Below are 13,725 nucleotides of genomic sequence, written 5' to 3'. Positions count from 1 at the left end.
GATTTTACAACACAAGCATTATCATAAACCCAGCAATTGCCATCATGAGAAAGGTTATCTTCCTTTTCAATAAAGCCCCCTAAAGTACCTGCTTTAACATCAGCAAAGTCTTTTAATGCTTTAATGCGATAAAGGGTATGATTATTAATTACACGCGTTTCATTTGTGAGTGCAAACTTCTTTTGCATGAGCACAATTCCTTTATAGAGATTTAAATTTTTAAATGAGATGTTTAAAGGAGGGCGCCCCCGCCGCGCCAGCGCGTGTCATTTACGCAGCATCACTTTCATATTCGCTGTTATCATCATCGTCATAATACCCTTCAAAATCAGCATAATACTCATGACGATAATAATCATCTTCGCTACCAAACTCAGGATATGCATCATCACAGATATCTTCATTAGCTGTTAAAGAGGCATTGCTATGAATATATGAAGAACCAGAGATAAGAGCATCACAAATAACGGCATCATCAAAAACACGTGATTCATCACAAATGTAAGCAGAGCCACTTATTTTTGCATTGCCTCCGACATGAGCATCATCACAAATGACAGCATTATCGGAAATATGAGCATGATCAGTGACACGGGCGTTATCATAAATTTGTGCATTGCCTTCAATTACAACGGCGTTGCTAGCATGCGCATTACCAGACAGTTTTGCATTGTCCTTTAATGTCATACCTTCAAAAATAGCATTCCCATAAATTTGAGCATTACCATAGACATCAACAAAAAAGCTTTTTACTTTAGCATTTCCAAAGACGCGTGCATTTTGAAAGACCCGAGCTTTATTATACACCCAGCAATTACCTTCATGAGAGAGATTATCTTCACTTTCAATATAGCCACCGAGGTCACCTTTTTTGACATCATCAAAATCTCTTAAGGCTCTAATTCGAGTTAAGAAATGACCATCGATATATTCACAATCATCAATAAATTCGTATTTTTTTGCAGGCTCTTGTTGATTAACAGACGTGGTTTCATTTGAAATATTAGAGATAACGGGGGTGTTTTTTGATATATAATTCATTTTATTAAACCTAGTTATTTAGAGTTTTGAAATTGACACCCTATAAGGGCGCCGGGCGCTCAAAACACGGTAACTAGTCCGTTGCTACACTTTTCCCATAAAGGTATTTTATGGTGTAGCTACACCCGACAAAACCATTATATGCTAATCACAGCACAAAAGACAGTCGATATTTTAAAGAAATGGGAGAAACCTTATCGTGGTTTACCCGCTAGTTATTAAGTGTTTTGATCACTTGATTATTTATATAGCAAAATACGTATTTATTGTCAAATAATATTTTATCTTTTTTGATATTTTTTTTATTTTTTAAATACGTTGTGTATTGATAATATCTTATGCTTATTAATTGTTTCTTTTATATTTATGTTCTTTTAAAGCTATATTATAGGTTTTATTAAACGATTGCGTTATTTTCTGAATCTATACATTTATAATATTTAGAAATGCTCTCATAATGCGTATTTTAAACTTTATAACCTATCAATTTTGTTGCTAAATAAATTTTAAGATTTCTGTTAATTTCTTTTAATAATACATTTTAGACTTAACAGCCTTTATAGGGACTGTCTTTATAAACAAATGCTTTCATTTGCATTTTTGCATTCTCTATAGCTGTTATGTTCTTTATAGCCATGGCATCATTTTTCATGTTCATAAGAGAAACGATAAATAGGATAATTACGATTTATAGACTGTTATGAAAACATCTCAATAGAAACTGATAATTATAGAGATGAGCAAAATCTCTTTTAATAGACCGTGTCAGTGTTGTCAGTTCCTTTTAAGACCCTCTATTATTTTTTTATGAGTAAAAATTAAAAACATTATATTTCAATAGTTTAATATCTTTAAAACATAACCCATATCAAGAGTACAATCTTGAAAGATAACCAGTGATGTGAATTGATTAAAACCTGTCAGTTATGTGTCAGTAAATTGAACTGACAAAAGTGATCATTTTAGTGAGTCATTAAAACGTGTCTTATGAAAAGCGTATGACCCTTTAAAGCCTTTTCAAAAGATAGTTTGTAACGCATAAGAAGTACTATCAAGACCATTATGGTTATGAGTTTTGAAGATTTTGAGTATTTTGAGGGTTCCTTTTACGCCCCTTTATATATTATTTTTCAATCAAAAAATAAAAGTTATTATATTTCAATATGTTAATGTTTTAAATAAACAACCCATATTACACACAACACGTAAATACAATCTGTAATATATATAAAAAGGGGTTTTGAAGGTATTTTGAGGGTTTGAGAAACCTTCAAAACCTATAAGTAATATAAAAAAATGAATATACATAATTCTGTTTAAACAAAGCTTTTGATAACAATAAAGCTATCATTTTAGATTACGGTATAACCTCTTAAAGGCAATGTAAAAAAATCTAATTCTATTTAAGAGTGGGTTTCTTAAAAGTCTTAAAGCAATCCAAATAAGAGTATCTAAAAGTGCAAGTTTCTTCTTTTTAGAATAACGCATGATAAATTATCCTTTTAAAGATTGTATGTAAGCAATGTATAAAGGGGGTATAGAGTATAAAGGGGTATAGGAACCTTATAGGTATAAGACCTTATACCCCTTATGCGTTTATCATACCCATTATGTGAGCATGCTTTATAAGTTATTCAGTTTCTTTAATTTCTAATTTTGGTAGTTTTTTTACGATTTTCATTGTTTCTAAACTTACGGTAATAACCTTTTGAAATAACTCTAGAGGGTAGGCAGGGTTGCCAACGGTTTCAACAGCATAGCGATTGGCATCATTAACAATGCCACTCTTTTTATCAGTCTTGACACATTGACGCCCCATAACCCATTCAAGAGCAGGCTTGCCATTGACGATATACTCATAAGCTTCAAGAGGGATATCTGTCATAATGATATTGCTATTATAAATAACAGTTGATTTATCCTTTTCGGATTTTCCTTTCTCTTTAGCTGCTTTTGCGAATTTCATTTCAGTTACATAATAGAATTTTTCGGGATTAGAGATTTCTGTTAGTTTTGGATTACCCTTTTTAAAGGTCACTGGATACGGCTCTACAGTTTCATAGTTTACGTGCAAATGACCTAGTTCACGCCCTGCTGTTACAAACTTCCAAAAATCATCAGCACTCTTTACACAAGGGATACGAGGCAATTCTTTGCATAAATTATGTGCATAACGTGTACGATAATCTTTTGAATGGAAAATCCCATAAACATAATAGAATAGATCATCTTTAGTGATAGTTTCATTAGGATAAGCGGCTTTAAAATGGTCTAGACCTTCATCAGTAATAGCATCACGTCTCTGTAAACCAGCTGTTTTGTTTTCCTCTATAGAGTTTGTAAATAAATAGGATTGTCTCTCACTTTTATTTCTCTCTTTTGAAAATATAACATTTTCGTAGATATATCTTGGAAAGCATTGACTGTTATCAATTACACATACGTCAGGCAAATTCTTAATCATCAATACAGAAAAGCCACTTCGTGCTCCCATAGAAGAAACTTGTATTATTTTATTCTCTGCTGCTTCTCCTATCGGGAATATACGCGTCTGATAAGCACCATCGCAGTTGAGAGCAGAATCACTATACACCCACTGTCGTGTAAAAGGACGATATAAACTTTTGGTAAGACAATTTTCCTTAAAGTTGAAAAACTTTCCTTTTACTAAATCTTTTTTAAGATTATAACTCCAACTTATTTTACTTTCATCTGAATTGACAAAACTATTGAGAACCTTTGTACGTGTTTTGCTATCATTATGTGGATAGGTATCATTAAAGCGTTCTACTTCATTGTTATAGAAGGTAATCATATTACTCATATTTTTTGCCACTGTCGCACAGCTTGAGTTATATGCCCATGCATCGCGGCTTGTCATAATGCCACGAGAAAACATTGCAAATAATTTTTTATCATTATTTTTCTTATCACCTATAGCTAAGAATGTTTCAAAACTGTTATCACGTTGGTTAATCCAATCGCCATGTTCATCCGGTGTAATTATTTGCCAGCCTTGTTCATGGGTAATACCATCAATACTGTAAAATTCGTCAAGGATCTCAAGTTTCCTTTTAGTTGTAAGATTACTACCAATGTCGTGATAGTAAATTTTACATGATTCAGTCACATTGGGCTTTTTGATAAAGAGCGTTATAGCGATACCGGTCATACTACCATTGCCGAAAATATTTTCACCTTCTTGAGCCACTCCATTGCTTAACATATTTTTGCGAAGATCCCCTCGTAAATTAAGCACATAAATACTCGTAAATTCTTTGGCTAAAGATTTTCGTAAACTGTCCATTGTCGATTTTTCTATATAACCAGAGCCAGAAACAAAGCCGATTACCCCAGCATTATCAATACGGTCGCTTGCCCAGCGTATAGCACGAATATAACTGTCATAAAGCGCTCGTGTATTCGTTACTCTAGATTGAGCAGCGTAGGTTTCACGAATACGATTATCTAGGATAGGATAAGGGGTGTTTTTTGCATTATCGTTTTCATTCTTTTGTCCTACTGAATAAGGGGGGTTACCAAAGATAACTTTAATATTTAGATTTTTCTGATGTTCCAAATATTCACTGTTTTCTTTGAGTATACCGTCGATCAAGTTTTTTTCTTTAAGCGTCTGAAACGTATCAGCCAAACCAATATGCTTAAAGGGAATATATTCACCTTTCATAAGACTATGATACGTCGTTTCAATGTTAATCGCTGCTATGTAATAAGCGAGTAAGACAATCTCATTGGCATGGATATCATGACGGAACTTGTATTCCATATCCTCTGGTCTGATGAGATCTGATTGTAAAAGCCGTGTGATAAAGGTTCCCGTTCCAGTGAAAGGGTCAAGAATAGAGACACCACGTGACCCCAAGCTTTTGCCAAATTCATTCCGCAACACATCATCAACAGAATGAATGATAAAATCAACAACCTTAACGGGCGTATAAACAATTCCAAGCCTATCCGTGGTTTTCTTAAATGCCTTGGCAAAAAAACTTTCATAAAGCTTGATAATAAGATTCTGTTTTGCATGCGTTTCTGTAATACCTGCTGTACAAAACGTGACACTTTTGTAAAATTTATCAAGATCTTTCGTTTTCTCTTCGATATTGGTTTTATCCAATTCAGCTAAGATTTTTTCCATGGCTTGTGAAATGGCATTGTTTCGTACAAATTCATTGCCATAAAACAAGGCTTTAAACACGGGACGCGTAACAAGATGCTGTGCAAGCATCTCAATCGCTTCCTTTTGTTTGATTTCACTGTTTAAGTTGTTCTTTAATTCCTTATGAAAGGCATCAAAAGCATGAAAGGCTTCACTGCTTTCATCAGCAAGCAGGTTTTGAAGATGCGTAATATGGTTTTGAGCAATCTCAGCAACATTACCCGCCCAATTTTCCCAATAATCCGTGATTTTAAAACTATCCAGAAAAATGGCTTTGACAAAATCAAAAAATTCAGAACGGGGGAATAAGTCTCCTTGTCCTCCAGATACCGATTGAGATTTGCTTTCTGTTGTTCCAATGACACGTCCAGAACTTTCTGCTTTTGATGGTATCGAGATCTCATCAACCGTTGTGGTGAGTTCTTTTAATTCATCGGCTCGTTTAATCTCTATAATTTCAATCGTATGGCTGCTATCTTGTCCTAACGACATCTGATTAATCGTTCGTGCAAGTCTCTCATCATGAGAATGTAAAGCATGCAAAACTTGCCAAACAACACGGTATCTCTTATTGTTTTTTAAAGCCTTTTTGGCTTCTAAGCGTGAAGGAATGATAATGGGTAAAATGATATAGCCCGTTTTCTTATTTGGAGCACGACGCATCACACGCCCTACCGCCTGTATCACATCGACTTGGCTATTGCGCGGGTGTAAAAACATGATGGCATCAAGAGCAGGGACATCAATCCCTTCAGACAGACACCGAACATTGCTTAAAATCCGACAAACATTTTGCCCCGCATCTTCTTTAAGCCAATCCAATTCTTCATTGCGTTTTTTGACACTTTGCGTCCCGTCAATATGTCTTACTTCGCAGTTTAGAAAGAGAACGGTTTGAAGGAAATCATCGGTATGAGATTTGATAATTTTATTGAAGAGCTTTGTGATATATTGAGAGGTGTTGATATCTTTGCAAAAAGCTAAAGCACTATGCATGGGCTCTGTATCATCATCATCAACAGTGGCTTGCTTATCTATTTTAGTCAGTGCTCTATAACAGCCAATAATTTTTGCCGCATCATCTAAATCAATTTCACGGTTTTCATTGGCAATAATCTCTTGTATGGCTGGTGTGATATAGGTTTCATCAATTCCCAAGACCACAATCTTGTAAGGGGTTAACAGTTCATTATCGACAGCTTCCGCGAAGGTATAATGATGGAGTTGTTTACCAAAAAGGGTTTCATCATCCATAGATGCCAAAACAGCATTAATCTCATCAGTACGCCTTTTAGCAGTGTCACTAAAGATTTTAGGCGTTGCTGTCATATACAGACGTTTTTTTCCCCAAATAATGCTATTGTCATGAACCTTGATAAATTCAGATTCATGCTTTTCTGTTCCCAACACAACACCAGTTGTTCTATGGGCTTCATCACAAATGATCAGATCAAATTCGGGTAAACCATGGTCTTTTTGGGCATCCGAAATCACTTGAATTGAATGATAAGTTGAAAAGACCACGGTCATTGCATCTGCTAGGGATTCACAAGCTTCTTTAGCAAGGGCTTTTGCATCTGTGGTAGCAGGGAGAACAAGATCTGATGTTGCCATGCCAACAATATCATCTTGGTTTTTACGACGCTTGCCTACTTTTGTATCCGAACACACGGCAAAGGAACGCAACGGGACTTGTGCATCGGCTGTCCATTCACGGATTGTTTGCGAGACTAAAGCCAGAGAAGGCACCAGAAACAACACACGCTTGCCTTTTCCTGCTATGTGTTCTGCTATCTTAAGGCTTGTGAAAGTCTTCCCCGTTCCACATGCCATAATCAGCTTGCCACGGTCTGCTTCTTGTAAACCTTCACAGACTTTCTTGATGGCTTCTTCTTGATGGGGACGAGGCTCTTTTGTTGATTTCAGAACAATTTCTTTTTTAGTTGCAAATATTTGCCAGTCTATACGACTGTTTTCCATATGACGAAGGTCAATGCGATAAACGGGTATCGCTTGTCCTTTGATCATGGCATTGACATTGTAACTTAATTCCACTTCCGTGGTATCGACGAGAAGACGATATTTAAAGATGTCTTTCCCAGAGGCTGCGATAAAGCTATCAATATCCTTTTTACTGATCTGATGGTCAGCTTTATAAAACTTACATTGAATAGCCACATATCCCTCTTGATGACGAAGCTTTGCCACCAGATCAATGCCGATATCATTTTTATTCCAACCTTCATGCTCTTGCGCCCATTCATAATAGGTTTGAACTTTTTCGTAGCGTCCATAATGAAGAGGGTCTTTTGTCAAATAAGCCATGACAAGGTTTTCAAACCATGTTCCTAATTCACGAAGTGATTTAGCTTGTTGACGATAATATTCCAACAGAGAGCGTAAAGTGACGTGTTTATTATCAGAGTTAACAGATTGCAGCATATTGTAATAAAAATCCCTTGCCTTATGATATGATCAATAACCATCAAAAGAATCAAAACGAATTAAATAAAATGCATTTAAAGCAAATAACGATAAAAATGGGAAAAAACTGCTAAAAAAGCCGATATTTTTTCAAATAAATTTCATAAAGGCTGCTTATCAACAGTCCATGACACAGCGTAAGATCAGCAGAATAGTAAAATTTGCTATTCATTTCACGGATTAATCAAAGCAAGTTAGATATGTGCTTTAAAATATCAGAATGAGTATTTTGATAGGTTTTATTACGAATTTTTCTTATAGGTTTTGAAGGTTTCTCACACCCTCAAAATACCTTCAAAAATATATCATGGGTTGTATTTATAGGTTGTGTTTTAATATAGATTGTATCTCTAAAATGCTAATGTATTGAAATATAATAACTTTTATTTTTCTATTTTAAAAAAATATATAACGGGGGGTAAAAGGAACCCTCAAAATCCTCAAAACTCATAGATAAGGCGTTCTTTGAAGGTTCACTCTATGAATAAAAGTGTAAATGCCCTATTGGGGTGTCTTATGCCCCTTTACTAAAGGATTCCATTCATAGCGTATGGGTCGGTCGACCGCCTTGTGAGCTCTTGTCTCCAGAGATTTCACGAATATAGTTACAACGGCATAAAAGCTCCAAAGCTTGCTTAACGGTTTGATTATCTTTTAAAGAAGTCCAACTTCTTTGATGAATATCGCGTAAAGTAAAGATATCTAATAACCAATAAAAAAGTTCATGCAAATTTCTATTAAGCAAACTCTTAAGTTTTTCTACTATGATATCATTGCCAATAGGCGTTTCTTTAGAAAAAAGCTTATCACTGTCCTTTTAATTTCAAAAGATTTAGAGAAAATAGCAATGGCTTATTTATTGTTTTTATTCTTGAATATTTTGTAGGTTTCTTTTTTCTAGTTGCTTCATTTTTGATACCATACTTTTGAAAGCTATAGAGAGAAAAATAGCTGGTGTTTCATAGCTAAATGCTTTCTAATAATGAGCTATTACAGAGATTGGAACAATTTTCCAATCACCGTGCTATTTTGAAGCTATACGAATCCCATTACTAATAATCATAGATAAACTATATAAAAGTATAGATAGCAACATTTTTGAAGGCAAAAGATAAATAGATTTAATAATTTATGACCGAATAGTTTTTAACACAATTAAAAGGTAGTTAAATTAAGTACGACCATTTTTTGTAAAAACGTGTAATTACATACTTTAAGAAAATTATTGCCATGGACCATTATAATCATTGCTGCATTTTAGCTGTCGTTTTCTTTATCACGACCAATATTTCGTTCTTTAATTTGATCACATAGAGATATAATTGAAAACACTAAACAAAAAATTACTATTTCAACACCATGTCCTTCTCTTAAAATATAACTAAGATCTTCATATATATCACTAATAATGCAATGAAGAGTTGAATTATGATCATGTCCTATGTGAATTGGTTTGCAAGCCTCTTCCACAGGATAATCTACTGCTAAAAGAAAGAATATTGTAGTAGAGCCTACAACTATTAACAAAGATGGAAAAAACGCCCACTTTTTAAATTCATAATAACGCCAATAAGCATATAGCAAACAAAGTATTACAGCTATCAATATTACTAGAGGAGTCATTTTTTTCTTATTATTTAGATTATTCACGCATTTTATGAATGATTCTTTTTATTGTATCAATATGTATTATATTTAATGGTATTATCTATCTTATTAGAACAATGATATAATATGCGATTTTGTATTGGTAATATGTGACAAAATTATATACTATTTTATCCTTATTTATTTGTATTGTGTTTAATTATGATGTTATGTAGTTCAAAAATGCCGTTTTTCTTTATTTAAAGGGGCATTATTATAGGCACGCTTTGCTAGGGTGAAACTGTTTTACGACCCGCATCATCCCCATCCATTGCAATGGTGAGACGCGCTTTGTTATGGGGAAAATTCAAATGCATAAGAACCAGTCCCTTTAACAAGAGCAATCAACGCGGGCAGTGTAACCCCAGAGGGGTGTGGACATTTGTCGTAAAAGCGTAAATAAGGAGATAAGTCACACGTGATCCCACGCATGCGTAAATAGATTTCTGCTAAAGTATTTTTGATTGGTTTGCTTTGTTGCCAAATTACTTTTTCTCTCTCTGCTTTCCTTTTTGCTTGTTTGAGATCAGCACAAAACTGTTTTGAGAAAAAAAGCGTATGATCATAAGCTTGTTTTCCAAGCAATCCAATTCTAATAAGCGCTTGTATGATCTCTCTAAAAGAGCAACCAGCATAACAATAGAGTAAAAGACGCCCATCATGTCCATTAGAAATAGATAAACTAGGCAGCCTATCATCATGAGCAGGGCAACGGGCTGTTCCATAACGCCCATGCCAAACCCCACGCAAGGCACGTGTAATACCCTGCGCATTCTTAAAAGAACACATCATTTTAAATCCTATAACGTTGTGTCATAGGACGGATTGTGCTATCTCTAGGGTGATGAGTTTGAGAAAGCCTTGTCCGTCCTTACGTGACAAGGTTTTTTTTTATGCCGCGTCACTTTGACGTTGCTGTTTTGCTTGCTCGATGACATTGATAAGATCCGATTGTAACCAACGGGACAAAAAACCAAATTTTAAAGGTTTTGGGAGAGAGCCATTGGTTACATGACGGCGGAATGTTGAGACACTCATATGAAGCAATTTTGCACTTTCACGGTCTGTCAAAAGAATATCATTTTCTGTCATACTAAAATCCTTTCTATCAAAAAATGGTAACAAATCATAACTATTTATTAACCACATTTTGGTTCATTTGGAAAGATGTTTTATTTATAGAAAACAATATTTTATCATACAATTTCTAATGTGATAATTTATGACTCTTATTGAGAAAGAATGAGAGAGAAGAGAGAGAAAGTTATCCACAGATAATGGGGTTATGCACTCCATATCTTAAGATTGACCCGTGACATAAGCCGCCCATTTATCCATATAAACACGGCGCTGTTCTAGATAGTCAGTGCGACGATAGGAGCGCTCTACTTGTCCTCCGACTGTATGACTTAGAATTGTTTCAGCAACCTCATAGGGGGCATCGGTTGTTTCAGCGAGCCAATCGCGTAAACTAGAGCGAAATCCATGGGGGCAGGCTTCAAGTTTATTGTCTCTCATGTATTGAGCCATACACTTCGTAGCAAGGGGACCGCGACCGGTTGCAGAAAAGAAGAAATCATTGCGAGAAAGTGAGCGCGCTTGTTTTAAAATGTCTAATGCTTCAGATGATAAGGGCACACGAAACTCTTTTGTAGTATCACGCTTTCCTTTCATATTTTCAGCAGGGATTGTCCAGATATCACCTTCAACTTGATCTTTATGAATATGACGTAAAGGGTTAGAGCGAACCCCTGTAAGGATAAGCAAACGCAAAGCCAGTTGTGTTAGGGTTGATGCTTCGCAAAGTGTTTGATAAAAAGCTGGTATATCTTTCCAATCCATTGCAGGTAAATTTTTGACTTTATGGCGTTGTTTTCCTAAAAGAGCGCGTGCTTTTTCTGTTGCTTGTAAATCAACATCCAAACCTAATGCAGCAGCATGTTTGAGACAAAGTTTGAGACGTATCAATGCTGTCCGAGCAGCTCCAGCTTTTGTATGCCAGATAGGGGCAAGTGTATTACGTATTTCTGTTTGTGTAATCTCTGACACAGGAAGACAACCTAATTTAGGGAGAATATGAAGTTGTAAAGGCGAAAACCAATGTCCATCTTTCCCATCCCCTTTTAATTCAGCTTTACGAGTTTCAAAAGTATCCAAGGCAATATCTTTTAAATAATGAAGATTGCTTATTGCCTCACGCTTTTGTTTCTCACGTTCTTTAATAGGATCACGCCCTTCACGTAAAACAGAGCGCCATTGATTTGCCAATTCACGGGCTTGTTTTAAAGAAACATCTCTTAAAGCACCCAAGCCCATTTCACGGCGTCGCCCATGAATGGTAAAACGGTAAATCCATTGAGCACCTCCATCTTTACGCTTATGAAGTAACAAGCCGGCACCATCATTATATTTGCCAGCCCCCAATGTTGCGACAGATCTTGCATTAAGACGGTTCATAAGAGCCATTTTTATTCCTTTCTTATACAAATTTGATCCATACACTCATCCCACTTGTTATGTGCAAATGAGTGGTTTTGATTGATTCAAGATAAACAGCTTTGAAATGAGAGACTCTTACGATATTCGAGACTCTCATTCAACATACAGAACAGTGAATTATTATTATAAATCAATGCCTTGTAATGTTGATTACAGTACCAAGGCTCAAGTGAAAGCGTGGATTTATGGGGGCGGTATTCCGAAAAGCGTTCTCAATTACGAACCTCTCATAGATGAGATCAATAAAGAGATCAAAAAATTATCAAAAACCGCAGGAAATAAATATGTTTACAGATAAGCAGCTAAGAGCCTTGTTTGGTATTATAATTTTTATATTTTTATGCTTTTTAGAAATTAAAAAAAATCCCTATTTTATCCAAGGTATTTTGATATTTGCATCTTTTGGTTTGATAATAATAACAAATATTTTTGTAATTTTATGCAATTCTCATATTCCTTTTGAGTTGCAGAACAATCCAAAATATAAAGATGATGATACAACAGGTTGGAAGATATTAACACGTGATTTACAACAGTATATGCACCGACTTTTAAAGCTAATAAGTTTAGCACTTGTCGTTTTAATTTTTCCAAATAGTTATACTGTATTTTGGTATTTAGATATCGTTTTTTGGTACTTTTTTTTAGTTTATTCATTCTTTCTCATGTTGCATACACGCAGTTTAATAAACATGTCCATTTACGCACTACATTTTTATACTAAAAACCAAAAGTAAAATTTAAAATCACTTGGTATTCAATTAGCTAGGTATCAAAATGAAAAAAAGTGAAAAAAATAAAAAATACGTATTGACATTAAAGAAAAGCTCGTTTATTAAGGTTGGCAAGTGCTCAAAACACTGTAATACGAGCGGATAGGTTACGAAACGACCTCTTCCCATGTTTTTAAAATATACTGGCTTTCTTTTGTGCTGTTATTGGCATATAACAATTTTGCCGGGTGTGGTTATACTATACAATACCCTTCATAGGGGAAAGTGTAACGACGGTCTCGTATCCGTGTTTTGAGCGCCCGGCGCCCTTATAGGGTTGTCAATCAAAATGTTAAAATACGAGGTAATTATTATGCAAAATTCTGTCAAAAAATATCAACTCACCAATCAAACAATTCTTCGCGAAGGTAAAAAACTTTATCGCATTAAGGCGTTAAGAGATTTTGGTGATGTTAAAGCTGGTCAACTTGGTGGCTATATTGAATCTGAAGAAAATCTTTCTCATGATGGTAATTGTTGGGTTGGTGATCAGGCCATTGTTGTGAGCCCTGGTCGTGTTTACGAAAATGCGCAGGTTTATGGCAATGCAGGTGTTGGTGGTTTTGTATATGGTAATGCTCGCGTCTACGATTCAGCAAAGGTTTTTGCCAATGCCCATGTGTATGATAATGCCCATGTTTTCGATAGTGCAAAAATTGTAAGTAAAGTGCATGTTTATGAAAATGCCAATGCATGTGGCATGGCTATTGTTACTAAGAATATTTGTGGTGACACAATGAATAATGTTTATACAGAACGCCTTTCTCCTTATGGTGAAATTTGCTTTGTTATGTGTCGTCCCCATAGGAAAACAGCTTAAATAACGGCGCGGGCGCGGCGGGGGCGCCTCCTTATAACCATTTCATTTAAAAATTTGTTTGAATATTAGATTAGGGAGCTACCTATGACCACTAAAAATGTATCTAAAAAATATGAGCTTATAAATGAAAGTCACGTTAAAGGGATTACTTTATACCGCATTCGTGCTTTAAAAGACTTTGGTGATGTTAAAGCTGGTGATTTAGGCGGCTTTATTGAAAAGGAAGATAACCTTTCTCATGATGGCAATTGCTGGGTTTATGATAATGCTTGTGTTGTAAAATC

At 35.2% G+C, this 13,725-nt stretch carries 9 protein-coding genes and 3 pseudogenes; 4 read left to right on the top strand and 8 right to left on the bottom strand.

Translation table 11 applies throughout. From position 1 onward, the window contains the following. From ACFILZ_RS08795 to ACFILZ_RS08760, 8 genes and pseudogenes are all read right to left on the bottom strand, one after another. Positions 1-188 (bottom strand): annotated as a pseudogene (locus tag ACFILZ_RS08795) (hypothetical protein); the annotation flags it as partial. An 82-nt stretch (positions 189-270) separates the two neighbouring features. Beyond that, complete coding sequence (locus ACFILZ_RS08790; protein ID WP_375682368.1) at positions 271-1,041, bottom strand: hypothetical protein; 771 nt, start codon at positions 1,039-1,041, stop codon at positions 271-273. Positions 1,042-2,671: 1,630 nt separating this feature from the next. Further along, a complete protein-coding gene (locus ACFILZ_RS08785) occupies positions 2,672-7,660 on the bottom strand; it encodes a DEAD/DEAH box helicase (protein WP_375610904.1) in 4,989 nt (1,662 codons plus the stop codon). 583 nt (positions 7,661-8,243) lie between these two features. Continuing rightward, positions 8,244-8,432, bottom strand: coding sequence for a hypothetical protein (locus ACFILZ_RS08780; protein ID WP_375682367.1), 189 nt, complete (start codon positions 8,430-8,432; stop codon positions 8,244-8,246). Positions 8,433-8,959: 527 nt separating this feature from the next. Beyond that, positions 8,960-9,352, bottom strand: coding sequence for a hypothetical protein (locus ACFILZ_RS08775; RefSeq protein WP_375682366.1), 393 nt, complete (start codon positions 9,350-9,352; stop codon positions 8,960-8,962). Between the two features lie 309 nt (positions 9,353-9,661). After that, a pseudogene (locus ACFILZ_RS08770) lies at positions 9,662-10,138 on the bottom strand (virulence-associated protein E); the annotation flags it as partial. 102 nt (positions 10,139-10,240) lie between these two features. Beyond that, the gene (locus ACFILZ_RS08765; RefSeq protein WP_011180791.1) at positions 10,241-10,441 is read right to left on the bottom strand and encodes an AlpA family transcriptional regulator; all 201 of its coding nucleotides are present in this window, start codon (positions 10,439-10,441) and stop codon (positions 10,241-10,243) included. A gap of 207 nt (positions 10,442-10,648) precedes the next feature. After that, the gene (locus ACFILZ_RS08760) at positions 10,649-11,815 is read right to left on the bottom strand and encodes a tyrosine-type recombinase/integrase (RefSeq protein WP_375610907.1); all 1,167 of its coding nucleotides are present in this window, start codon (positions 11,813-11,815) and stop codon (positions 10,649-10,651) included. Between the two features lie 166 nt (positions 11,816-11,981). Here ACFILZ_RS08760 and ACFILZ_RS08755 point away from each other — a divergent pair, with 166 nt between their 5' ends. From ACFILZ_RS08755 to ACFILZ_RS08740, 4 genes and pseudogenes are all read left to right on the top strand, one after another. After that, positions 11,982-12,146, top strand: coding sequence for a hypothetical protein (locus ACFILZ_RS08755; protein WP_375682369.1), 165 nt, complete (start codon positions 11,982-11,984; stop codon positions 12,144-12,146). Continuing rightward, positions 12,133-12,585, top strand: coding sequence for a hypothetical protein (locus ACFILZ_RS08750; RefSeq protein WP_375610908.1), 453 nt, complete (start codon positions 12,133-12,135; stop codon positions 12,583-12,585). Before ACFILZ_RS08755 ends, ACFILZ_RS08750 begins: the two co-directional genes overlap by 14 nt. 349 nt (positions 12,586-12,934) lie before the next feature. Further along, positions 12,935-13,441, top strand: coding sequence for a hypothetical protein (locus ACFILZ_RS08745; protein ID WP_120100860.1), 507 nt, complete (start codon positions 12,935-12,937; stop codon positions 13,439-13,441). An 84-nt stretch (positions 13,442-13,525) separates the two neighbouring features. Further along, a pseudogene (locus ACFILZ_RS08740) lies at positions 13,526-13,725 on the top strand (hypothetical protein); the annotation flags it as partial.

Source organism: Bartonella sp. AP40SXNS (genome assembly GCF_042195825.1).
In the GTDB taxonomy this organism is placed as follows: domain Bacteria; phylum Pseudomonadota; class Alphaproteobacteria; order Rhizobiales; family Rhizobiaceae; genus Bartonella.
The sequence above is the reverse complement of the archived record's forward strand: the minus strand, read 5'-3'. Positions and strand labels throughout refer to the sequence as shown.

Bases quoted from the DNA above. Each gene is read 5' to 3' on its own strand.
- ACFILZ_RS08790 (WP_375682368.1), bottom strand. From the start codon at position 1,041: ATGAATTATATATCAAAAAACACCCCCGTTATCTCTAATATTTCAAAT.
- ACFILZ_RS08785 (WP_375610904.1), bottom strand. From the start codon at position 7,660: ATGCTGCAATCTGTTAACTCTGATAATAAACACGTCACTTTACGCTCT.
- ACFILZ_RS08765 (WP_011180791.1), bottom strand. From the start codon at position 10,441: ATGACAGAAAATGATATTCTTTTGACAGACCGTGAAAGTGCAAAATTG.
- ACFILZ_RS08760 (WP_375610907.1), bottom strand. From the start codon at position 11,815: ATGGCTCTTATGAACCGTCTTAATGCAAGATCTGTCGCAACATTGGGG.
- ACFILZ_RS08755 (WP_375682369.1), top strand. From the start codon at position 11,982: ATGCCTTGTAATGTTGATTACAGTACCAAGGCTCAAGTGAAAGCGTGG.
- ACFILZ_RS08750 (WP_375610908.1), top strand. From the start codon at position 12,133: ATGTTTACAGATAAGCAGCTAAGAGCCTTGTTTGGTATTATAATTTTT.
- ACFILZ_RS08745 (WP_120100860.1), top strand. From the start codon at position 12,935: ATGCAAAATTCTGTCAAAAAATATCAACTCACCAATCAAACAATTCTT.